Origin of the sequence: Lysobacter sp. TAB13 (genome assembly GCF_052113885.1) — a bacterium.
GTDB classification, from domain to species: Bacteria; Pseudomonadota; Gammaproteobacteria; order Xanthomonadales; family Xanthomonadaceae; genus Lysobacter; species Lysobacter gummosus.
This window is the reverse complement of sequence record NZ_JBFRDR010000014.1, coordinates 99,926-123,559: the sequence shown is the minus strand read 5'-3', so window position 1 is coordinate 123,559 and position 23,634 is coordinate 99,926. Positions and strand designations below refer to the sequence as shown.

Sequence of the window (23,634 nt, the reverse complement as noted above, 5' to 3'; positions counted from 1 at the left end):
GCTTGAGCCTGCCGATGCGAAGTGGCACGATCGCGCCGGTGAACAGCCGACCCGCCCCTGCGCAGCATCTGCGCGACCTTGCACGGCTGCGTCGCGTCCGCGACCGCATCGACCGCGAGTATGCGCAACCCCTGGATGTCGAGGCCCTGGCCCGCGGCGTGCACATGTCGGCCGGGCACCTGAGCCGCCAGTTCCGCCTGGCCTACGGCGAATCGCCTTACTCCTATCTGATGACCCGGCGCATCGAACGCGCGATGGCCTTGCTGCGTTGCGGCGGGCTCAGCGTCACCGAGGTCTGCTTCGCGGTCGGCTGCGCGTCGCTGGGGACCTTCAGCACCCGTTTCACCGAACTGGTCGGCGTTCCGCCCAGCGTTTATCAGCGCGAGGCGGCGCAGGCGACGGCGGGCATGCCCTCGTGCGTGGCCAAGCAGGTCACGCGACCGATCAGGAATCGAGAAGCGCCGGTCGTGGAGCCGCAATTAGACTGAGCGCCCTCGAACTCACACGCATCGGACCGAACACATGGACATCCGCATCCACGCCAGCTTCCTCCCGCACACCGACGCCGACGCCGCGTTGACCTTCTATCGCGACATCCTCGGTTTCGAAGTCCGCAACGATGTCGCCTACGGCGGCATGCGCTGGATCACCGTCGGCCCGGCCGGCGCGCCCGGCACCCCGTCGATCGTGCTGTTTCCGCCCGCCGCCAGCCCCGGCGTCACCGAGGACGAGCAGCGCACCGTCGCCGAGATGATGGCCAAGGGCACCTATGCCGCGATCGTCCTGGCCACGGCCGATGTCGATGGCAGCTTCGACAAGATCCAGGCGAAGGGCGTCGAAGTCGTGCAGGAACCGACCGACCAGCCGTACGGGGTTCGCGATTGCGCGGTGCGCGATCCGTCGGGGAATCTGATCCGGTTGCAGCAGGTGCGCTGAGTATTTGTTTGCGATTTCGTGGACGGGGCTGCAGTTTTGCGGCCCTGTTCTTGCGAGAAGCTTTGGCTCGATATTCCAACGCACTCTCTCATGCCGTCATTCCCGCGAAGGCGGGCTCTGCTTTACTTCGGCGTAGCCGAACATCCAAAGACTTCAGCGTCATCCCTCCAGAACGTCATTCCCGCGAAGGCGGGAATCCAGAGACTTCAGCGTCATCTTTCCAGGTCGTCATTCCCGCGAACGCGGGAATCCAGTGACTTCAAACGTTCTCGCACGAAAGGCCCTGGATTCCCGCGTTCGCGGGAATGACGGCTGATAGAGGACCAGGGAATGAAGGGAAGCCCACGTTCGTCGGAATGAAGCCCCCCAAAAAAACGCCCACCTCCGCACCCGCACCGCGTCACCCACGGAGAACCGATGACCAAGTCCACGAGGAAGCCCCCGCAGCCGTCGGCAGCCAGCGCAGCCGACCGCCACGACCTGATCCGCGTGCAGGGCGCGCGCGTCAACAACCTCAAGGACGTCAGCGTCGAGTTGCCTAAGCGCCGGCTGACGGTGTTCACCGGCGTCTCCGGCTCCGGCAAGAGCTCGCTGGTGTTCGGCACCATCGCCGCGGAGTCGCAGCGGCTCATCAACGAGACCTACAGCGCCTTCGTGCAAGGCTTCATGCCGACGATGGCGCGGCCCGAGGTCGATGTGCTCGACGGCCTGACCACGGCGATCATCGTCGATCAGGAGCGCATGGGCGGCGACCCGCGCTCCACCGTCGGCACCGCCACCGACGCCAACGCGATGCTGCGCATCGTCTTCAGCCGCCTGGGCAAGCCGCATATCGGCCCGCCGAGCGCGTTCGCCTTCAATGTCGCCACGGTCAAGGCCGCCGGCGCGATCACGGTCGAGCGCGGCGCCAAGACCAAGACCGTGCGCGAGACCTTCACCCGCACCGGCGGCATGTGCCAGCGCTGCGAAGGCCGCGGCGCGGTGTCCGACTTCGACCTGACCGCGTTCTACGACGACAGCAAATCGCTCAACGAAGGCGCGCTGACCATCCCCGGCTTCAGCATGGAAGGCTGGTACGGGCGCATCTACAACGGCTGCGGCTTCTTCGATCCGGACAAGCCGATCCGCAAGTTCAACAAGAAAGAACTGCACGACCTGCTCTACAAAGAGCCGACCAAGATCAAGGTGGACGGCATTAACCTCACCTACGCGGGTTTGATTCCGCAGGTGCAGAAATCGTTCCTGTCCAAGGACGTGGACGCGATGCAGCCGCACATCCGCGCCTTCGTCGAGCGCGCGGTCACCTTCAGCGTCTGCCCCGAATGCAAGGGCACGCGCCTGAGCGAAGCGGCGCGCTCGTCGAAGATCAAGGGCGTCAACATCGCCGATGCCTGCTCGATGCAGATCAGCGATCTGGCGCAATGGGTGCGCGGCCTGAAGGAACCGTCGGTGGCGCCGCTGTTGGCCAAGCTGACGCATACGCTGGATTCGTTCGTGGAAATCGGCCTGGGCTATCTGTCGCTGGACCGCTCCGCCGGCACGCTGTCGGGCGGCGAAGCGCAGCGCACCAAGATGATCCGCCAGCTTGGATCTTCGCTTACCGACGTTACGTATGTGTTCGATGAGCCGACCATCGGCCTGCATCCGCACGACATCCAGCGCATGAACGATCTGCTGCTGCGGCTGCGCGACAAGGGCAATACGGTGCTGGTGGTGGAGCACAAGCCGGAGATGATCGCGATCGCCGATCATGTCGTCGATCTCGGCCCCGGCGCCGGCAGCGGTGGCGGCACGGTCTGCTTCGAAGGCAGCGTCGAAGGCCTGCGCGCCAGCAAGACGCTCACCGGGCGGCATCTGGACGATCGCGCCAAGCTCAAGAAAAAACCGCGCGCGGCCAGCGGAGCGCTGAAGATCCGCGGCGCCAGCACGCACAACCTGCGCAAGGTCGATGTCGATATCCCGCTCGGCGTGCTGGTGGTGGTCACCGGCGTCGCCGGCTCGGGTAAGAGTTCGCTGGTGCACGGCTCGATTCCGGCCGGCGCCGGCGTGGTGTCGGTCGATCAGGGCGCGATCCGCGGCTCGCGCCGCAGCAATCCGGCGACCTACACCGATCTGCTGGAACCGATCCGCAAAGCCTTCGCCAAGGCCAACAACGTCAAGCCGGCCTTGTTCAGTGCCAACTCCGAAGGCGCTTGTCCGACCTGCAACGGCGCCGGCGTGATCTATACCGACCTGGCGATGATGGCCGGCGTCGCCAGCGTCTGCGAAGACTGCGAAGGCAAGCGTTTCCAGGCCGAGGTGTTGAAGTACAAATTCGGCGGCCAGGACATCAGCCAGGTGCTGGCGATGTCGGTCGCGCAGGCGCGCGACTTCTTCGGCGCCGGCAAGGCGCATCTGCCGGCCGCGCACGCCATCCTGGAGAGGCTCGCCGATGTCGGGCTGGGCTATCTCAGCCTGGGCCAGCCGCTGACTACGTTGTCGGGCGGCGAGCGGCAGCGGCTCAAGCTCGCCACGCACATGGCGGAGAAGGGCGGGATCTATGTGCTCGACGAACCGACCGCGGGCTTGCATCTGGCCGATGTCGAGCAGTTGCTGGGGTTGCTGGATCGATTGGTCGATGCCGGCAAGTCGGTGATCGTGGTCGAGCATCATCAGGCGGTGATGGCGCATGCGGACTGGATCATCGATCTGGGGCCGGGCGCGGGGCATGAGGGCGGGAAGGTGGTGTTCGAAGGCACGCCGGCCGATCTGGTCAAAGCGCGTTCTACGCTGACGGGGAAGCATTTGGCGGCTTATGTCGGGGGGTGAGGGCGGAGCCGAAGCAAATCCCCCGGCGCAGTTGTATCTACCTGAAGCGGGCTACGCGGGCGCCAGCCCCCTTTTTTAAAGGGGGCAACGGTTCGTGCTTGGTATCGTCCTGGCCACCGCCACCGCCACCATCGTAGTTGCCGCCGTTGCCGTTGCTGTTCCCCCCTTTGAAAAAGGGGGGCAGGGGGGATTCGCTCTTACAACCAGATCGCCGCGCCGCCCCAAAAAAAGAAACGCCCCGCAATGCGGAGCGTTTCCGTAAACAGACCAAGCGACAGCGAAAAGCAAATCCCCCGGCGCAGCTGTATCCACCTGAAGCGGGCTACGCAGGCGCCAGCCCCCTTTTTCAAAGGGGGCAACGGTTCGCGCTCGGTATCGCCTTTGCCGCCACGACCGCCACCACCATTGCCGCCCTTGCCGTTGCTGTTCCCCCCTTTGAAAAAGGGGGGCAGGGGGATTCGCTCTTACCAACAAATCGCCGCACCACCCCAAAAAAGAAACGCCCCGCAATGCGGGGCGTTTCCATAAACCAGATCAGCGAAAGCGAAAACTCACTCCACCGCCAACCCTTCCACCTTCTGCCACCCACGCGGCAACAACCCGCCGCGCGTGGCGCGAGCCCCCAAATACGGCTCCAGCTCCTTGAACGACAGACTCATTGTCCGCGAACCCGACTTGATGCTCAGCGTCGCGCCCGGCGCGACCACCGCCACCGCGACCACGCGCTCGGTGCCGAGCTTCGCCTTGGGAATGTCGATGATCTTGTTGCCCTTGCCCTTATCGAGCTCGGGCAGCTCCGACACCGGGAAGGCGAGCAGATGGCCGACGTTGGTCACCGCGACCACGCGGTCGAGTTCCACATCGCCGACCTGCGCCGGCTGCAATACCTTGGCGTTGGGCGTCAGCGACAGCATCGCCTTGCCGGCCTTGTTGCGGCCGGTGAGGTTCTCGAAGCGGGTGACGAAACCGTAACCATGAGAGCTGGCCAGAACGAAGCGCTGATCGTTGTCGCCAGCCGCCAAGGCTTGAAATGAAGCCCCCGCGACCGGCGCGAACCGCCCCGTCAACGGCTCGCCGTTGCCGCGCGCCGAAGGCAGGCTGTGGATCAACGCCGAATACGAGCGGCCGGTGGAATCCAGGAACGCGACCTGCTGCGTGCTGCGGCCGCGCGCGGCGCCCAGCACGCCGTCGCCGTCGCGATAGCTCAGCGTGGCCGCGTCGATGTCGTGGCCCTTGGCCGCGCGCACCCAGCCCTTTTCGCTGATGACCACGGTCATCGGTTCGCTGGCGACCAGTTCGGTTTCCGACAGCGCCTGCGCGGCGCTGCGCGAGACCAGCGGCGAACGGCGCGCGTCGCCGAATTTTTTTGCATCCGCGATCAGTTCGTCCTTGATCAGCTTCTTGAGCTTGGCCTTGCTGCCGAGCAGGGCGATCAGTTGTTCGCGTTCTTTCTGCAATTCGTCCTGCTCGCCGCGGATCTTCATTTCCTCCAGGCGCGCGAGCTGGCGCAGCCGGGTTTCCATGATGTAGTCGGTCTGCTCTTCGCTCAGGCCGAAGCGCTGCATCAGCACCGCGCGCGGTTCGTCCTCGGTGCGGATGATGCGGATCACTTCATCCAGGTTGAGGAATGCGACCAGCAAGCCTTCCAACAGGTGCAGGCGGCGCTCGACCTTGTCCAGGCGGTGGGTCAGGCGGCGGGTGACGGTGTCGGTGCGGAAGGTCAGCCACTCGCTCAGCAGCGCCTTCAGGCCCTTGACCTGCGGGCGCCCGTCCAGGCCGATGATGTTGATATTGACCCGGAAGCTCTTCTCCATGTCCGTGGTGGCGAACAGATGGCCCATGAGCTGTTCGACATCGACGCGGTTGGAGCGCGGCACCAGCACGATGCGGGTCGGGTTGGCGTGATCGGATTCGTCGCGGATGTCTTCCAGCCACGGCAGCTTCTTGGCCCGCATCTGGGTGGCGATCTGCTCGATCACCTTGCCCGGCGAGGCCTGGTAGGGCAGCGCGGTGACGACGATGTTGGCGCCGTCTTTCTCGAAGATGGCGCGGGCGCGCACGCTGCCCAGGCCGGTTTCGTACATCTGCAGCAGGTCGGCGCGCGAGGTGATGATCTCGGCCGGGGTCGGGTAATCCGGGCCGAGCACGTGCTCGCACAGGTCGCGGGTGGTCGCGTCCGGGTCGTCGAGCAGGCGCACGCAGGCGCTGACGATTTCGTTGAGGTTGTGCGGCGGTACGTCGGTGGCCATGCCGACCGCGATGCCGGTAGTGCCGTTGAGCAGCAAGTGCGGCAGGCGCGCCGGCATCCAGGTCGGCTCTTCCAGGGTGCCGTCGAAGTTGGGCGTCCAATCGACGGTGCCGTGGGCGAGTTCGCCCAGCAGCACTTCCGCGATCGGGGTCAGCTTGGACTCGGTGTAGCGCATCGCCGCGAAGGATTTGGGATCGTCGCTGGAACCGAAGTTGCCCTGGCCCTCGACCAGCGGATAGCGGTACGAGAACGGCTGCGCCATCAGCACCATCGCCTCGTAACAGGCGCTGTCGCCGTGCGGATGGTACTTACCGATCACATCGCCGACGGTGCGCGCGGATTTCTTCGGCTTGGAGGCGGCGTTGAGGCCGAGTTCGCTCATCGCGTAGATGATGCGGCGCTGCACCGGCTTGAGGCCGTCGCCGATGAAGGGCAGGGCGCGGTCCAGGACCACGTACATCGAGTAATCGAGGTAGGCGCGCTCGGCGTACTCGCGCAGGGGGATCTGTTCGAAGCCGTGGAACACCGGACGTACGGAATCAGTCATGGAACCTTGGGGCAGGGTGGGGCTGAGCCCGGGATTCTACCCGGGGACGGGTTTCACAGGGTGCGACTGGCGCGCGATGCAGGCGCAGCAAGGCTTTGGCGGTATCCTCGGCGGTCTGTCAACGCCAGAGCCCATGCCTGTGAGCCCAATGTGGATGCGTTCGATCGCCGTCGCGGCGCTGACCCTGGCCCTGGCCGCCGCCTGTTCGCAGGTGCCGGCGCAGGCGCGCAGCGGGTTGCCGGTGTACTCCTATAAGGTGGTGGCGACCTATCCGCACGATCCGCAGGCCTTCACCCAGGGGCTGATCTTCAGGGGCGGCTTTCTGTACGAGAGCACCGGGCTGAACGGCCGCTCGTCCGTGCGCAAGGTCGAGCTGGCCACCGGCCGGGTCGTGCACAAGGCCGATCTGCCAGCGGAAGTGTTCGGCGAAGGCATGGTCGATCGCGGCCAGCAGGTGGTGGTGCTGACCTGGACCAACGGTGTGGGCTTTGTGCTGAATCTGCCCGATTTCGATCCCGCCGGCACCTTCCGTTATCCGGGCGAGGGCTGGGGCCTGACCCGCTCGGCCGACACGTTGTATATGAGCGACGGCACCGCGCAGATCCGTTTGCTCGATCCGCAGACCTTCAAGGAGCGCTCGCGCATCCAGGTCAGCGATGAAGGCCGCCCGGTCGCTCAGCTCAACGAGCTGGAGTGGGTCAAGGGCGAGCTGTACGCCAACATCTGGCAGAGCGACCGCATCGCGCGTATCGATCCCAAGACCGGGCATGTGCTGGGCTGGATCGATCTGAGCGGTCTGCTGGAGAAGCATGGCCGCTCCACTCGCGGCGCCGATGTGCTCAACGGCATCGCCTACGATCCGGCGCGCGACCGCTTGTTCGTGACCGGCAAGCTTTGGCCGGATTTGTTCGAGATCAAGCTGGTGGCGCCTGCTGCGGCGCGTAAGGGCAAGCACTGAGGTGAGTGCGCGTGGGCCCGTGCTATGGCCCGCGCGATTGATGGGGTCGCGATTGCCGTGTGAGTGCGCACGAGCGTCTGAGCGCTTATTCAAAGTCTCCGCCTTTTTTGCTCGTCATTCCCGCGAACGCGGGAATCCAGGGCCTTTCGTGCGAGAACGTTTGAAGTCGCTGGATGTTCGGCTCCGCCGAAGTAAAGCAGAGCCCGCTTTCGCGGGAATGACGTTCTGGAAAGATGACGCTGAAGTCTCTGGATTCCCGCGTTCGCGGGAATGACGGTCTGGAAGGATGGCGCTGAAGGCTCTGGATGTTCGGCTACGCCGAAGTAAAGCGAAGCTCGCCTTCTCGGAAATGACGAGCAAAAAGCGCGAGCGCTCGAAACCGTAGCAGGACATTGAACAGGCGAAGAGCTCGCATCCGCGCCTCTCCCTGCCGAAAGTAATGCCCGCGCACATGACATCAACTGACGGATTTGTCAGCCAAGCGACAGCGTCGCGTAGGCGGTGCGCGCCTACAGTTTCCGCATGGTCCGCGCCATCCCCTCGCGGATCATCGGCGGCGTTTTTCTCCAAGGGCGCCGCCACCTCTTTCCCCCACCTGCCACGGATGCCGGACATGCCGCCCCAAACCGCACACGCTGTGTCGCCGCGCGCCCGCAAGACCGTCTACGCCGCCCTGGGCCTTGTCGCGATCGTCGGCACGGGCCTGTCGCTGGGCGGATTCGGCAGCCGCGGCGCGCCGCCGCCCAAGGCGCCGCCGCCGGTGCCGGTCAATCTGACCCAGGTCGAACGTCGCGACGTTCCGCATTGGCAGGAAACCATCGGCACCGTGACCTCGCTGCAGAGCGCGGTGCTGCGCAGCCAGGTCGATGGCGTGCTGACCGACGTGCTGTTCCGCGAAGGCCAGACGGTCAAGCGCGGCCAGTTGCTGGCGCGCATCGACGATCGCGCCATCGCCGCCAGCCTCAACGGCGCGCAGGCGCAACTGGCGCGCGACGACGCGCAACTGCGCTCGGCGCAATCGGATCTCAACCGCTTCCGGCAATTGTCCGGCAGCCAGTTGATCGCCCGGCAGATGCTCGATCAGCAGACCGCTTCGGTGCAGCAACTGCAGGCGACCACGCAGGCCAATCAGGCCGCCATCGACGGCGCGCGCGTGCAGTTGTCGTATACCCGCATCGTCTCGCCGATCGACGGCCGCATCGGGCTGCGCAAGGTCGATCCGGGCAATGTCGTGCGCGCCAGCGATCCGGACGGGCTGGTGACGGTGCAGCAGGTCGATCCGATCTCGGTGGTGTTCGCGCTGCCGCAGGATCAACTGCCACGCCTGCGCACGGCCCAGGCCGGCGGCAAAGTCGAAGTGCAGGCGCTCGACCGCGACGCCGGCAGCGTGCTGGCCGACGGCGAGTTGCGCGTGATCGACAACCAGATCGACGAAGCCACCGGCACCGTGCGGGTGCGCGCGGTGTTCGCCAATGCGCAGGACAAGTTGTGGCCCGGCCAGTTGGTCAGCGTGCGCGTGCGCACCGGCTTGAGCGCGGGCGCGATTGTGGTCGCGTCCGAAGCGGTGCAGCGCGGTAACGAACAGAACTTCGTCTATCGCCTGGAGGCCGGCGACAAGGTCGCGATGGTGCCGGTGCGGGTGGAGTATCAGAACGACAAGATCGCGGTGGTGCACGGCCTGCGGGCCGGCGATCGGGTGGTGCGCGACGGCCAGTCGCGGCTCAAGCCCGGCATGACCGTGGCGCCGGTCGCGGCCGCGGCGGTCGCTGCGAACGCGGCCGGCACCGACGCGCGCGTCGCGGCGGCCACGCCATGAGCGGCCAGCCTGCGGCGCGCGTTTCGATTTCCGGCTGGTTCGTCCGTCATCCGGTCGCCACCACTCTGCTGACCGCGGCGGTGCTGTTGCTCGGTTTATTCGCCCTGCCGCGATTGCCGGTGGCGCCGCTGCCGCAAGCCGAGTTCCCGACCATCCGCATCAGCGCCAGCCTGCCCGGCGCCAGCCCGGAAACCATGGCCTCGGCGGTCGCCACGCCGCTGGAAACCCAGCTGACCTCAGTGCCCGGCATCACCGAGATGACCTCCACCAGCGCCCTGGGCAGCACCAACATCACCTTGCAGTTCGTGCTCGACAAGAGCATCGACACGGCCGCGCAGGAAGTGCAGGCGGCGATCAACAACGTCTCCGGCCGCCTGCCGCGCGACATGCCCGCGCTGCCGACCTGGGGCAAGGTCAATCCAGCCGACAGCCCGATCCTGGTGCTGAGCATGAACTCCGACCTGATGCCGCTGACCGAACTCAGCGATCTGGCCGAGACCGTGCTCGCGCGCAATCTCAGCCAGATCAACGGCGTCTCGGAAATCTTCATCGCCGGCCAGCGCCGTCCGGCGATCCGCATCCAGGCCGAGCCCGAACGCCTGGCCGCGGTCGGCCTGACCCTGTCGGATCTGCGCACCGCCGCGCAGAGTTCCAGCGTCAATCAGGCCAAGGGCGCGGTGGTCGGCGCGCAGCGCATGTCGACGTTGGAAACCAACGATCAATTGTTTAAACCTGAGGACTACCAACGCCTGGTGGTGACCTATCGCAACGGCGCGCCGGTGCGTCTGGGCGAGGTCGCCCACGTCAGTTTCGGCGCCGAGAACGACTACGTCCGCGCCTTTCCCAACGGCAAGGACGGCGTGATGCTGATCGTGTTCCGCCAACCCGGCGCCAACATCATCAACACCACCGACGCGGTGCTGGCGGCGCTGCCCAAGCTGCGCGCCAATCTTCCGGCCAGCGTGGATGTGGCGGTGTTCAACGACCGCACCCGCACCATCCGCGCGTCCCTGCACGAGGTCGAGCTGACCCTGGTGCTGACGGTGGCGCTGGTGGTCGCGGTGATGGGGCTGTTCCTGCGCCAATGGTCGGCGACGCTGATCGTCGGCGCGGTGTTGGTGGTGGCGCTGGTGGCGACCTTCGCGGCGATGTACGCGTTCGGCTTCAGCCTCAACAACCTGACCCTGGTCGCGCTGGTGATCGCGGTCGGCTTCGTGGTCGACGACGCCATCGTCGTGGTCGAGAACATCCACCGGCATCGCGAGGCCGGCATGCCGATGCTGCAGGCGGCCTTGCAAGGTTCCAGCGAGATCGGTTTCACCGTGCTGACCATCGGCCTGTCGCTGATCGCCGCCTTCATCCCCTTGTTGTTCATGGGCGGCGTGGTCGGGCGTTTGTTCGCCGAGTTCGCGCTGACGGTGACGGTGGCGATCCTGATTTCGATTGTCGCCTCGCTGACCCTGGCGCCGATGCTGGCCTCGCGCTTCATGCGCAACGCGCCCAAGCACGATCCGAACGGTGGCGGGTTCGGCGCGCGCGTGATGGCTGGTTACGACCGCAGCCTGCGCTGGGCCTTGTCGCATCAACGCCTGATGCTGGTTGGGTTCGGCGTGACCCTGAGCATCGCGATCGCGTCCTACGCCTACATCCCGAAGGGCTTTTTCCCCTTGCAGGACACCGCCTTCGTGTTCGGCACCACCGAGGCGGCGCAGGATATTTCCTACGACGACATGATGGCCAAGCACAAGCAACTCGCGCAGATCGCGTCCACGGATCCTGCGATCATGGCCTACGGCCATTCGGTCGGCGCGACCGGCGGCAGTCCGACCATGTCGAATGGCCGGTTCTGGTTCGTGTTGAAGGACCGCGGCGATCGCGACGTGTCGTCGGAGCAGTTCATCGACCGCATGCGCAGCAAGCTGTCGAAGGTGCCGGGCATCGCGATCTATCTGCGTTCGGCGCAGGACATCAATATCGGCGCCGGCCCCTCGCGCACCCAGTACCTGTACGCCCTGCGCGACGCCGACAGCGCCGAGCTGTCCGAATGGGCCGACAAGCTGACCCAGAAGCTGGCGCAATTGCCGCAACTGCGCGATGTCTCCAACGATCAGCAGATCGGCGCGAGCATCGTGCGGCTGGCGATCGACCGCACCGCCGCGGCGCGTTTCGGCTTCAGCGCGCAGGACATCGATCAGGTGCTCTACGATGCCTACGGCCAGCGCCAGATCAACGAATTCCAGACGCAGACCAACCAATACAAGGTGATCCTGGAGATCAACCCGCGCATGCGCGGCAGCATCGACAGCCTGGCCTACTTCCATCTGCGCTCGCCCTTGACCGGACAGATGGTGCCGCTGTCGGCGCTGGCGCGGATCGAGCCGCCCGCCAACGGCCCCTTGTCGATCAGCCACAACGGGCTGTCCCCGGCGGTGAACATCTCCTTCAACCTGGCGCCGAACGTGGCCCTGGGCGATGCGGTGCGCGCGGTCGAACAGGCGAAGACGCAGATCGGCATGCCGGCCAGCGTCAGCGGCAATTTCCAGGGCAGCGCGCAGGCCTTCCAGGATTCGCTCGCGACCCAGCCGCTGCTGATCTTCGCCGCGCTGCTGGCGGTCTACATCATCCTGGGCGTGCTGTACGAGAGCTTCGTGCATCCGCTGACGATCCTGTCGACGCTGCCCTCGGCCGGCATCGGCGCGGTGCTGATGCTGTGGCTGTGGAAACTGGATTTCTCGATCATGGCCTTGATCGGGCTGGTACTGCTGATCGGCATCGTCAAGAAAAACGGCATCTTGCTGGTCGATTTCGCCCTCGACGCGCAGCGCAATCGCGGCCTGGGGCCGGTGGAGGCCATCCACGAAGCCTGCCTGACCCGGTTCCGGCCGATCATGATGACCACCATCGCCGCCTTGCTCGGGGCGATCCCGCTGATGGTCGGCCTGGGCACCGGCTCGGAGCTGCGCCAGCCGCTGGGCGTGGCGGTGGTCGGCGGCCTGCTGATCAGCCAGGTGCTGACGCTGTACAGCACGCCGGTGATCTACCTGGCCCTGGACCGCCTGTTCCTGAGCCGCCGCCGCACCGCCACCGCCGCGGCCCCGGCCGCGGACCCCGGCGCGGCCGCCGGGCCGGCCATCGCCTGAGTGGAGTTGTACGATGCCCGCTGGCCCGCCACCGTCATGAACCGCCCGCCGAGATGAAACTGCTGATCGTCGAGGACGAAGTCAAAACCGCCGACTATCTGCGCGACGGCCTGTCCGAGCAGGGCTGGACCGTGGACGTGGCGCGCGAAGGCCTCAGCGGCCTGCATCTGGCGCGCGAGTTCGACTACGACGTGATCGTGCTGGATGTGATGCTGCCGGGCATGGACGGCTTCACCGTGCTGCGCGAGTTGCGCGCGCGCAAGCAGACGCCGGTGATCATGCTGACCGCGCGCGACCGCGTGGACGATCGCGTCCACGGCCTGGGCGCGGGCGCCGACGATTATCTGGTCAAGCCGTTTTCCTTCATCGAACTGCTGGCGCGGCTGCAGGCGCTGGTGCGGCGCGGCCGCCAGCAGGAGCCGACCGAACTGCAGATCGGCGATCTGCAGATCAACCTGCTCGCGCGCCGCGCCTTCCGCGACGGCACGCGCCTGGACCTGACCGGCAAGGAGTTCGCGCTGCTGGCCTTGCTGGCGCAGCGTCGCGGCCAGATCCTGTCCAAGACGGTGATCGCCGCGCAAGTGTGGGACATCAATTTCGACAGCAACACCAATGTGGTGGAAGTGGCGATCAAGCGCCTGCGCGCCAAGATCGACGGCCCGTTCCGCAACAAGCTGCTGCACACCGTGCGCGGCATGGGCTATGTGCTGGAGGCGCGCGAGGACGACGAAGACGATGCCGCGCCGCCGCCGGGGCGGGTGTCGGCATGAAGCCCTTGCGCGATCTGTCCATCGCCCAGCGCCTGGCGGCGATGTTCGCGCTGGCCGCGTTGCTGGTGTTCACCCTGGTCGGCGTCACTTTGTACAAGGTGCTTGAGATGCAGATCGTGCGTTACCAGCACGCCGAGCTGGAAACCAAGCTGCGCTACGTCGCCGGCAGCGTGGCGGTGTGCGACATGCGCGACCGCTGGTACAAGGTCCAGGACAAGGTCGAGAGCCTGACCTCCAGCGATCGCAGCACCAAGATCTGGGCCTGGAGCGACGACTCGGGTTTCCGCATCGGCCACTCCACGCCCAAGGTGGAGGCGGCGAAAAAACGCGATCGCGGCATGGGCCGCTTGTGGCTCAGCGACAGCAACGCGCCGTATCGGACCTTGGAAGAAGTGATTCCGCCGCGCGGCGAGCGGCCGCAGGTGCGGTTGTGGATCGGTATCGACTCGTGGCCCTACGTCGCCGCGCTGCGCTCTTTCGCCTGGGCACTGGTCGCGCTCGGCGTGGTCGGCACCGCCCTGGTCGCTTTGCTCGGCCATTGGATCGCGCTGGTCGGCCTGCGGCCGTTGCAGCGCCTGTCCAGCCAGGCGCAGAGGCTGAGCCCGAGTAATCTGTCGCAACGCCTGCAGCCGACCGAACTGCCGCCGGAGCTGGGCCGGCTGACCGGCGCGTTCAACGGCGCGCTCGATCGCCTGGAAGCGGCGTACACGCGCCTGGATTCGTTCAACGCCGATGTCGCCCACGAATTGCGCACGCCGCTGACCAATCTGATGGGCCAGACCCAGGTCGCGCTGTCGCGGCCGCGCGAGGTCGCGCAGCTGGAGGACGTGCTGCAGTCGAATCTGGAAGAACTCGAACGCATGCGCGGCATCGTCAACGACATGCTGTTCCTGTCGCGCGCCGATCAGGGCGACATCGCCCTGGACCGGGTCTGCGTGCCGCTGGCCGCGGAAGTCGCCAAGACCGGCGAATTCATGGAGTACCTGCTGGAAGAAGCCGGCATGCGCCTGCGCATCGACGGCGCCGCCGACGCCTGGATCGACACCTCGCTGTTCCGCCGCGCCATCACCAACCTGCTGCACAACGCCGTCCAGCACGCCACCCCGGGTTCGGAGATCGTGGTGGAGTTGCGCGAAGGCGTCGGCGCGCCGAGCGAATGCGGCACCGGCGCCAGCGTGGCCGTGCGCAATCACGGCAGCAGTGTGGAGGCCGAGCATCTGGTGCGCATGTTCGACCGTTTCTATCGGGTGGATGCCGCGCGCCAGCATCGGGGCGAGCGGCATCATGGTCTTGGGCTGTCGATCGTCAAGGCGATCGCCGCGCTGCATGGCGGCAACGTGTTCGCCAGCAGCGGCGAGGGCGCGACGACGGTGGGGTTCAGTCTGGCTGCGCCGGAGAGCGTCAAGGTTTGAATGCGGGAGCTGCGGAGCTTTGCTTGAGCGCGTCGCTACCGCATCGGCGCGAAAGCTTCGAAGTTTTTGTAGGAGGGGCTTTAGCCCCGATGCTCTTCGCCCAGAAATCCTTTCTCATCACCTCTGATCGAACAGCATCGGGGCTGAAGCCCCTCCCACAAAAGACCTCGTGGCTTCGCCAGCGCGGGCGGTCGATAGTGTCGATCGACAAGCGGCACCGTTGCATGTCTCATCACCTCTGATCGAACAGCATCGGGGCTGAAGCCCCTCCTACAAAAGACCTCGTGACTTCGTCAGTGCGGGCGGTCGATAGTGTCGATCGACAAGCGGCGCTGTTGCATGTGATTCCATGCGGCCCGAGCGAGGCCACTGCATCGGTTTGAAAGCTCCGAGGTTTTTTGTGGGAGGGGCTTCAGCCCCGATGCTCTTCGGCCAGAAACCGGTGTTCGTCAATACTGATCGGAAAGCATCGGGGCTGAAGCCCCTCCTACAAAAGACTTCGTAGCTTCGCTCGCGAGCTGCGTTCAAACGATGAATCGCATCGCCGCGCATCCGCCGCTCCGTCATGCCCGTATCTGCTCGCGTAGGCCGGACCGCGGCCGTGGCGTGAACCTGCGATGCAAGCCGTCTTCGACTCTCTCCGTCCGATCGCGCCGGCGCGCGATCCGCATCGGCCGCCGCGTGTGGCCGGCAATATCGCCTGGGGCAGGGTGGCGAATGTCCGCGGCTCGCGCACGAACACCGCTCCGCCAACGGCCGCGCCAGCACCGGCGCCGCCGGGTCCAGGCCCACAATCGCGCCGTGGCTCACGCTTCGGTAGACCCACCCGGGCTTATTTGCCGAATCTGGCGAAAGGGTGTCTAGAATCCCGGGCAAGACGCGTCCTGTCGGCGCGCACGACCGAGGCGCAGATGACCGATTCCACGGCCACGCAGTCCGGACGCCCGGATCCTTCCGATCCCACCGGCGAATTGCTCCTTGCGGTCGGCCGCGGCGATGCCGCCGCGTTCGAGCGCTTGTATCGCGAAACCTCCTCGCGCCTGTTCGGCGTATGCCTGCGCCTGCTGCCCGAGCGCGCCGAGGCCGAAGACGTGTTGCAGGAGGTCTACGCCACGGTCTGGCGCAAGGCCGGCCAGTTCGACGCCGGCCGCGCCAGCGCGATCACCTGGCTTGCGATGATCGCGCGCAACAAGGCCATCGACCGCTTGCGCACCTTGCCCACGGTCAAGCGCGCGCCGCTGGAGTTGATCGACGAAATCGCCGACACCGCGCCGACGCCGTCGGCGCAGGTGGAAAGCGACGACGAACACGAACGCCTGCGCCGATGCATGGAAGAACTCGACGAACGCCGCCGCAGCCTGATCCGCACGGCGTTCTTCGACGGCTCCACTTACGAAGAACTGGCCCAGCGCACCGGCTCGCCGCTGGGCAGCGTCAAGAGCTGGATCCGTCGCGGCCTGATTCAGCTGCGCGCGTGCTTGGAAGGGTGAGCGCACAGTCATGAATATTCGCGAACACGATATCGATGGCGAACCGCCGAGCGCGGATGTGCACGCGGGCGAGTACGTGCTGGGCGTGCTGGATGCGCGCGAGCGCCGGCTCGCGGAGTTGCGTATCGAAACCGAGCCTGCGTTCGGACGGTTGGTCGCCGACTGGGAACGCCGCTTCGCCGCGCTGATCGCCGAGATCGACCCGGCCGCCGTGCCCGCGCACCTGTGGCCGCGCCTGCGCAGCCGCCTGGGCTGGTCGCCGGTGGAAGGCGCGCCGCCGCGCGGGCTGTGGAACAGCGTCGGCTTCTGGCGCGCCACCGCCGCGCTGGCCGCGGCCCTGGCCGTGGTCGCGCTGTTCTTCGGCCGCGCGCCGGCGCCGACACCGCCGCCGCTGGTGCAGCAACCGCCGGTGCAACTGCCGCCGGTGGAAGCCGAGCCGACCCGTCCGGTCACGCTGCTGGCGCGCGACGACGGCAGCACCGGCTGGCTGGCCACGGTCGATCGGCGCCAGTCCAAGGTGCTGATGGTGCCGGTGCCCGCGCCCGCGGACGCGCAGGGGCGCATCGCCGAGCTGTGGCTGATTCCCAAGGGCGAGGCGCCGCGTTCGCTGGGCCTGGTCTCGACGCAGGTAGCGCATTCGGTGCCGGTCCCGGCCGATCTGCTGGCAAAACTGGTGGCCGGCGCGACCCTGGCGATCAGCCTGGAACCGCCGAGCGGCGTGCCGCATAGCGCACCGACCGGGCCGATCGTCGCCAAGGGCGGGCTGTCGCTGTGAACCCCGGGCCGCGGCGTCCCGCGCCGCGGCCGGGTTGGAGCTGTATGGCCCCGGGAGGGGCCGCCGGCTGAAAAAAAGTTGTCACGCAACCGTTGACAGCGGAGGCGCCGCAACGCAACATACGCCTCCTCGCAGCGGCGACGGTTCATCGAAACCGCAGCGATTGGCCCAGGTGGCGGAATTGGTAGACGCACTAGTTTCAGGTACTAGCGGGTAAAACCGTGGAGGTTCGAGTCCTCTCCTGGGCACCACTTAAGCAGTTCTGTACAGCTCTCAACGTCTCAGAAATGCACAAAGACCCGCGCAAATGCGTGGGTTTTTTGTTTCTGGGAGGGGCTGCCTGTCTCCCAGCAGCTCGCCCGCTCCGTGACCAAAGCGGTGTGCAAGTCGGTGGCCTCGGCCGAGACTTGTACACGCGCGCCGAGGACCGCGAGAAATTGGGGGAATTGACAGGCAAGGCGCTGCGCGCGATCAAGCCGCAGGAGCGCATCTACAACATCGCAGACGGCGATGGGCTGTCTCTTGAGGTATGGCCGAACGGTGGTCGCTACTGGCGCTTCCGATATCGGTTTGCCGGGAAGGCCAAGCGTTTGAGCCTGGGCGTATACCCGGAAGTCTCTTTGAAAGAGGCACGCGACAGCCTCACTGTCGCCAGGGCGACGCTGCGGGGCAGTGCTGATCCGTCCCGCGACCGGAAAGAAGCTAAGCAGGCCCTGCTCACTGCTGAAGACCGCAATTTCTCCAAAGTTGCCGCCGACTGGCTGGTGCAAACAAGCCCGGCTGGGCATCAGAGACCTATCGAAAGGCCAGCTATGTCGTTGGGCAATGCTTGCAGCCTTCGCTGAAAGGCTTGGACATCGCCAGCTTGGGGACGCTCGAAGCCCGTAAGGTGATCGCCAAGATCGCGGCTCGCGCCAGCTCTGGCGCAGAAGGCGCGCGGACATTTGGGCTCGATCGTGGAATTCGCGATCCATTCCGGGTTGCGCGAAGAGGGGCGGCATCTGTCCCTGAAGGGCGCTGTCCCGAAGCATGGGAAGGGGCATATAGCGGCGGCGACGAACCCTGACGAGATTCGGACGCTGCTCTCGGCAGTCGATGCATATGACTCATCTGTGACGAGAGCAGCCCTCATCGTGACGATGCTGACTGCTCTGCGCCCTGGTGTTGTCGCTGGCGCACGGTGGTCGGAAATCAGCTTGCACGATGCGGAGTGGCTGGTTCCTCCGGAGCGTATGAAGACTCGGAATGCCCACTTGGTTCCCTTGCCAGTTCAAGCGGTGAACGAAATAAAGGGAGTGCCGAAGTTCACCGGGTCGCCAAGTTCTAAGCCAAAGGCTACGAAGCAGAATCACCTTAGCTCAAGGTTGCCTCTTCGCTATTAGTCGCGTCGCGTTTGCACACGCGGATGCTCTGCACCTGACGTCATCTTATTCGAATCGTTTCGTCGGCACTTCACTGCCACGGTGCCATGCAAGCCGAAGCCGCTTCGCGGCCCGGTCTCGCGCGAGCCGCGCCCGAAGCAGGATGGCAATCGGACTTCCTCATTTGTCGCTCTAGCCAGGGCATGAAAAAACACCCGCGCATCGGTGGACTCCATGCCGAAGCTCGGGACAATCTCCGGCTCCAGGTTACTCATTGGCCCTGCATCCGAGCGTCCGCACGGCGCCGCCTTGCGGGGTCAGCGCGATGCGCGAGAACGACAGTTGTAGAGGTGCGGAGATTTCGATCGTCAATAAGGCGGACAACTTCGACAGGTTCGCGTCGGCCAGCGCGAGACACTTCAACGGTATCCCGAGCGTGGTCTATTGGCCGACCGGCAGCGACGTTAACGACGGCGTCCGCCCTCGATGAACGTCGCGCAGATGCGCTGCTGCGGTGCGGCATCCACGCATTAAACGGAGCAATGGCGTGACGCCGTAAGAACAAAGTGGTAGCGCTACCATTGTAAGATTGACAGCGCTGCCATTCGGGCGTATCACTCGCTCCGCTGCACGTCTGCCGGTGATGACCACCGTCACAAGAGCCGGAAGATGGGAGCGTCCGAACGAGAGGGAAGAGGACATGGCGTACCGCTTGCACGCGCTGTATGGCGCACTTGAGCGTCGCGCGGCCGCGCGGCGGGCGGTGCGCGAACCGTTGGCTCTGTTGAAGAACCTAAGCGGAGTGCTCCCGGCTTACAGCGATGATTCCGTGCCCGCGCCTGACCTGATGACGGCAGAGGACCTCGCGCGACTCGTACAGGACAATTGTTCTTCTCTCATTCGTTGCAACGTTCGCAGGACGCGGGCGATAACAGCAGATCAGCGTGGCATAGGGGTGCTGGAGTCGGCTATATGCGAAAAATGAAATCTTTGTCATGTGCTGTCCCCGCGCATATAGCTGCTGAGCGATCGAGGGACAGCCTCATGATCCAATCCCCAGCCAAACTGTTAAAGGCTTCGCGGCTAAAAACCCGCCACCTGCAGTTGCTACTGCACTTGCACGAACATCGCTCGGTGGTGCGAGCGGCCGATGCGGCCGATATGACCCAGCCAGCGGCCTCCAAGCTGCTGTCGGAAATGGAACACATCTTGGGCGTGCCGCTGTTCGAGCGGCACGCGCGTGGGGTGGAGCCCACCTGGTATGGCCAGGCACTGATCCGTCGTGCGCGCTCGGCCTTGTCGGAAATTGGACGCGCCCATCACGAGATAGAAGCCATGCGCAGCGGACGCATGGGCCAGGCGGCGATTGGTACGGTGGTCAATCCGGGCACTAACTTGGTCCCGCAGGCCATCGCCGCGGTGAAGCGCGACTTCCCCGACATTCTGATCCGGGTGGATATGGATTACAGCCGGCCGTTGGTGGCGAAGCTGCTGAGCGGGCAATTGGACATCGTGATCGGCCGTATCCTGGGTCCGGAAGGAGCAGGCGATCTGGAGTTCGAACCGCTGGCCGACGAACCACATTCGGTGATCGTAAGGGCCGGGCATCCGTTGACGCAGCGCAGTGAAGTGACCCACGCCGATCTGCTCGAGTACGGTTGGATCATGCCGCCGGCAGCCAGCATATTGCGCACGCGTTTGGATTCAATGTTTCTGGAACGTGGCCTGGCGCCGCCGCAGAACATCATCGAGACCGCGTCGCTACCGCTCATTATTCATCTACTGCGCTATGGCGATTTGCTGACCGCCCTACCTGCCGAATCGGTGGCGCCGTACATTCAAACGGCGCAAATGCAGGTTTTGCCGATAGATCTGCGCGTGCGAATGGAATTCTTCGGAATCATCCGCCGCCGCGACCAGCAACTGTCTCCCGGGGCGGAATGCGTCCTGCAAGCGCTGCGCGCAACCGCACGCAATTTATATCCAGCCCTGTAACCGATTGCACCGTCTGAACGGCAGATTTTTCGGTTATGTATTCCAAAAGCACATAGTTTTTGCCAAACATTTCATTGGTGTGGAATGTCGAGAGCGGCCTATGCTGCCATGGAAGTCGCAACGTGACATTGGCGTCAGGCGGACGCGGCATAACGTCCAGAGCATCGGACACCTGTTGGAACGGTGTCGCGACGACCGAGAGGACGAGTGATAACAACGCACGGGGAACCGGCAGGCGCCGGGGCGGGCGCGAAAACATCTAAGAACCCGAATCAGGGGCGCAACAGTACCCGCGGGTTAGAAAACCAGCCAATCGTTCGTCAAGGTGTCCTGGGAGGGAACAACCATGTCAACGCGCCAAAGCCGTACTCTGGCGAACCGGGCAGCCGGGCGTGCCAGTTTCCGTCGATTGCAACATTCGGCCATCGCTTTAAGCATCGCTGCGCTACTCAGCACCAATGCCTATGCGCAAGAACCCCAGGTCGCTCAGGACAACGCCGGCGAGAAAAAAAAAGCGGCCGTCGATCTGGACGCTGTCGTCGTCACCGGAATCCGAGGTTCCGTCGCCAAGGCACAGGACCTCAAGCGTGACTCCGACACCTTCGTCGATTCCGTCACCGCGTTAGACATCGGCGCATTGCCCGATCGCAGCGTCACTGAAACGCTTTCACGCATCCCCGGCGTGACCATCGACCACTTCCTGTCAGTGGGCGATCCGGAACACTTCTCTGCCGAGGGCAGCGGCGTGCAGGTTCGCGGTTTGACTCAGGTCCGTTCCGAACTGAACGGTCGCGATAGCTTCTCCGCCTCCGGCGGCCGCAACCTGAGTTTTCAGGACGTGCCCGCCGAACTGATGGCTGGCGTCGATGTCTACAAAAACCAGAAGGCCGATATGATCGAGGGAGGAGTGGGCGGCAGCGTAGATCTGCGCACCTTCATGCCCTTCGACTTCGATGGCCAGAAGATCAGCGGTAGCTTGAGCGAGAACTACGGCGACTTCGCCGAGAAATACAAGCCTACCGTCTCCGCCCTTTACAGCAACACCTGGGACACCAACGTTGGGAAAGTCGGTTTCCTGGTCGATATCACCCACTCGGAACTAGCCACACGCACCGACGGCCTGTTCGTGCGTCCGTTCTTCAAGAACGGCAATAACGATCTCAATGGCGACGGCGTCAACGAAGAGCTGTGGCTGCCACGCGGCGCCGACTGGCGCACCCTGGAGTACGAACGCAAGCGCGATGGCGCCTATATCGCTCTGCAGTGGCGCCCCAGCGACGACGTTGAACTCTACGCGACCGCCTTCCAGAGCAAATACGATGAGCTCTGGAACGAGGATGCCATCTTCGTTTCGAACAATCCCCTGCAAGTAATGCTCGACGCAAGTCAGCCCTATCAAATGGACGGCGATGTATTCCGTTCCGGCCGACTGACCCAGCCCGGCGGCGTTCCCATGGGGACGGATATCCGTGCCTCTCACCGTAAATCCAAGACCACCGACTTTTCCTTCGGATTGAAGTGGTCGCTCAGCGACAGCACCGAACTGACGACCGATCTTCAGTACATCAAGGCCACCACCCAGGGTCTCGATTCCACGGTGGCCCTGGGCGTCAACGTGCCTTATATCGACGTCACCCTCGGCGGCAGACCGGCCATCGGCGTCGACGAACAGTTCACGGGCAATCCCAATAATTATTATTGGGGCTTCACCATGGACCATCAGGACGACAACAAGGCCGACGAACTGGCTTGGCGCGCAGACCTCAAGCACAGCTTCGATAGCGGCTTCATCAAGTCGATCAAGTTCGGCGTGCGTTTGACCGATCGTGGCGCCACCAGCATCGATACCGGCTACAACTGGAAACCCGTGTTCCAGACCTGGATGCGCGGGGGGGCGTTGCCCAATGGCGCGATGCCGTCGCTGAATCTAAACGGCGAAGTCAACTCCAGCCTGGTGCACGTGAATTCGTTCGACAACTTTTATCGTGGCGACGCCAACACGCCGGGAGGATTCTATGCGCCGGTTCTGAGTACTGCGCTTGGGTATCCAGGCAGCTATCAGGCCATCCACGATGCTGCCGCTCCGTATTACCAGCCCGGTTCTGGCATCTCGTACACGACAACGCAACCGGACAACCTGCACACCAATGTCCAGGCCGAGACCACCCGGGCTGCTTATCTAATGGCGAATTTTGGTCTCGACAACGCGCGTCTGGACGGCAACGTCGGCGTGCGTGTGGTGCGAACCGAGAATGCCGCCAGGGGGTTTCTGGTCTACCCGAACAAATCCTTCGCGCCGTATCTGGGAGCCGGTGAATCGGAACCCATCACGGCCGAAAATTCCTATACCGACGTACTGCCCAGCTTGAACCTGCGTTGGGAAGTTGCCGATAACCTGATCATGCGTTTCGCCGCCTCCAAAGCCATCGCCCGTGCGAATTTCAGCGACATGCAGGCGTATCAGGTGCTGAACGCCGATCCGAAGCAGGGCGTCGAGCAGCCAAACCCGGACGATCCATCGACCTTGCCGGTCACTAATCTGAATCTGACGGGTAGTTCCTTCGACAACCCCTACCTGGAGCCGATGAAGGCCAAGCAGTTCGATCTGTCGCTGGAGTGGTACTTCGATCCCGATCGCGGCGGCATGGCCTGGATCAACCTGTTCCACAAGGACGTCAAGGACTATTTCCGCCGTCAGACGCAACTGGTCGCCTATCCGGGCACCGATGGCAACCAATACGACTACTTGATCACTCGCCCCGTGAACGTCGGTACGGCGCGCATCCAGGGTGTGGAGATCGGTTGGAACCAGTTCTTCGACTTCCTGCCGGCACCTTTCGACGGATTCGGAATGTCGGCGAACTACACCTACATCGACAGCTCCACCAAGGTGCCGAATAACCTGGATACACAGCCGGTCGACACCGATGGCTCAGTGTTTAATGACTTGCCGGCCGATGGCCTGTCGAAGAATTCCTACAACGTCGCTGCCTTCTACGAGAAGGGGCCCTGGCAGATCCGTTTGGCCTACAACTGGCGCAGCCAGTACCTGCTGTCGACGGGGCCCAATGGCTACAACGGAACCGACAACGGCATTGCCTGGAAGCTGCCGGTGTACAGCGACGCCTACGGACAGCTGGATGGCTCGATCTTCTACAGGTTCAGCGAACACATCCAGCTTGGCCTGGAAATGAACAATCTCAACAACGCCGAACAGCGCACGCTGATGAACCAGAACGGAGCCGGCCGCCGCGTCACTTCCTGGTACGTAAACGACACACGCTACGCCGCGACCCTTCGCGTTACGTTCTGAGCGTGACAGAGGGCTGAGAACGGACCTCACCTTCGTCCCGCTCAGTGTTTTCCGCCTCACCAGAG

The 23,634-nt window shown here is 64.6% G+C and carries 15 protein-coding genes and 1 tRNA gene; 15 read left to right on the top strand and 1 reads right to left on the bottom strand.

Annotation, left to right across the window (positions count from 1 at the left end):
• Nucleotides 1–38: 38 nt before the first annotated feature.
• The 3 genes from AB4Y92_RS17245 to AB4Y92_RS17235 all read left to right on the top strand — a co-directional run bounded on the left by AB4Y92_RS17245 (nucleotide 39) and on the right by AB4Y92_RS17235 (nucleotide 3,744).
• The gene (locus AB4Y92_RS17245; RefSeq protein ID WP_148649181.1) at nucleotides 39–488 is read left to right on the top strand and encodes a helix-turn-helix transcriptional regulator; all 450 of its coding nucleotides are present in this window, start codon (nucleotides 39–41) and stop codon (nucleotides 486–488) included.
• A 34-nt stretch (nucleotides 489–522) separates the two neighbouring features.
• Nucleotides 523–936 (top strand): VOC family protein, encoded by a 414-nt coding sequence (locus AB4Y92_RS17240; protein ID WP_441820766.1) that lies wholly within the window; start codon nucleotides 523–525, stop codon nucleotides 934–936.
• A gap of 417 nt (nucleotides 937–1,353) precedes the next feature.
• Nucleotides 1,354–3,744, top strand: a complete 2,391-nt coding sequence (locus tag AB4Y92_RS17235; protein WP_441820765.1) for an ATP-binding cassette domain-containing protein — start codon at nucleotides 1,354–1,356, stop codon at nucleotides 3,742–3,744.
• 551 nt (nucleotides 3,745–4,295) lie between these two features.
• Here AB4Y92_RS17235 and parC read toward each other — a convergent pair.
• Nucleotides 4,296–6,539, bottom strand: a complete 2,244-nt coding sequence (gene parC, locus AB4Y92_RS17230; protein ID WP_441820764.1) for a DNA topoisomerase IV subunit A — start codon at nucleotides 6,537–6,539, stop codon at nucleotides 4,296–4,298.
• 154 nt (nucleotides 6,540–6,693) lie between these two features.
• On the opposite strand from parC, the gene AB4Y92_RS17225 reads away from it, so the two are divergent.
• The 12 genes from AB4Y92_RS17225 to AB4Y92_RS17170 all read left to right on the top strand — a co-directional run bounded on the left by AB4Y92_RS17225 (nucleotide 6,694) and on the right by AB4Y92_RS17170 (nucleotide 23,569).
• Entirely contained in the window at nucleotides 6,694–7,497 is an 804-nt protein-coding gene (locus AB4Y92_RS17225) for a glutaminyl-peptide cyclotransferase (protein ID WP_441820763.1), read from the top strand.
• A gap of 613 nt (nucleotides 7,498–8,110) precedes the next feature.
• A complete protein-coding gene (locus tag AB4Y92_RS17220; protein WP_441820762.1) occupies nucleotides 8,111–9,313 on the top strand; it encodes an efflux RND transporter periplasmic adaptor subunit in 1,203 nt (400 codons plus the stop codon).
• Nucleotides 9,310–12,453, top strand: coding sequence for a multidrug efflux RND transporter permease subunit (locus AB4Y92_RS17215; RefSeq protein WP_441820761.1), 3,144 nt, complete (start codon nucleotides 9,310–9,312; stop codon nucleotides 12,451–12,453). Before AB4Y92_RS17220 ends, AB4Y92_RS17215 begins: the two co-directional genes overlap by 4 nt.
• A 53-nt stretch (nucleotides 12,454–12,506) precedes the next feature.
• On the top strand, nucleotides 12,507–13,223 hold the full coding sequence (locus tag AB4Y92_RS17210; protein WP_441820760.1) for a heavy metal response regulator transcription factor: 717 nt from the start codon (nucleotides 12,507–12,509) through the stop codon (nucleotides 13,221–13,223).
• Nucleotides 13,220–14,635, top strand: a complete 1,416-nt coding sequence (locus tag AB4Y92_RS17205) for a heavy metal sensor histidine kinase (protein ID WP_441820759.1) — start codon at nucleotides 13,220–13,222, stop codon at nucleotides 14,633–14,635. Before AB4Y92_RS17210 ends, AB4Y92_RS17205 begins: the two co-directional genes overlap by 4 nt.
• Before the next feature lie 911 nt (nucleotides 14,636–15,546).
• A complete protein-coding gene (locus AB4Y92_RS17200; RefSeq protein ID WP_441820758.1) occupies nucleotides 15,547–16,125 on the top strand; it encodes a sigma-70 family RNA polymerase sigma factor in 579 nt (192 codons plus the stop codon).
• A 10-nt stretch (nucleotides 16,126–16,135) separates the two neighbouring features.
• Complete coding sequence (locus AB4Y92_RS17195; protein WP_441820757.1) at nucleotides 16,136–16,900, top strand: anti-sigma factor; 765 nt, start codon at nucleotides 16,136–16,138, stop codon at nucleotides 16,898–16,900.
• Nucleotides 16,901–17,066: 166 nt separating this feature from the next.
• Nucleotides 17,067–17,151, top strand: a tRNA-Leu gene (locus tag AB4Y92_RS17190).
• Between the two features lie 156 nt (nucleotides 17,152–17,307).
• Nucleotides 17,308–17,745: an Arm DNA-binding domain-containing protein gene (locus AB4Y92_RS17185; protein WP_441820756.1), complete on the top strand. Its 438-nt coding sequence runs from the start codon at nucleotides 17,308–17,310 to the stop codon at nucleotides 17,743–17,745.
• Between the two features lie 111 nt (nucleotides 17,746–17,856).
• Nucleotides 17,857–18,282 carry a tyrosine-type recombinase/integrase gene (locus AB4Y92_RS17180; RefSeq protein WP_441820755.1) on the top strand — a complete coding sequence of 142 codons (426 nt, stop codon included), beginning with the start codon at nucleotides 17,857–17,859 and terminating at the stop codon, nucleotides 18,280–18,282.
• Nucleotides 18,283–19,305: 1,023 nt separating this feature from the next.
• On the top strand, nucleotides 19,306–20,256 hold the full coding sequence (locus AB4Y92_RS17175) for a LysR family transcriptional regulator (RefSeq protein ID WP_441820754.1): 951 nt from the start codon (nucleotides 19,306–19,308) through the stop codon (nucleotides 20,254–20,256).
• Between the two features lie 346 nt (nucleotides 20,257–20,602).
• Nucleotides 20,603–23,569, top strand: coding sequence for a TonB-dependent receptor (locus AB4Y92_RS17170; RefSeq protein ID WP_441820753.1), 2,967 nt, complete (start codon nucleotides 20,603–20,605; stop codon nucleotides 23,567–23,569).
• Nucleotides 23,570–23,634 lie beyond the last annotated feature (65 nt).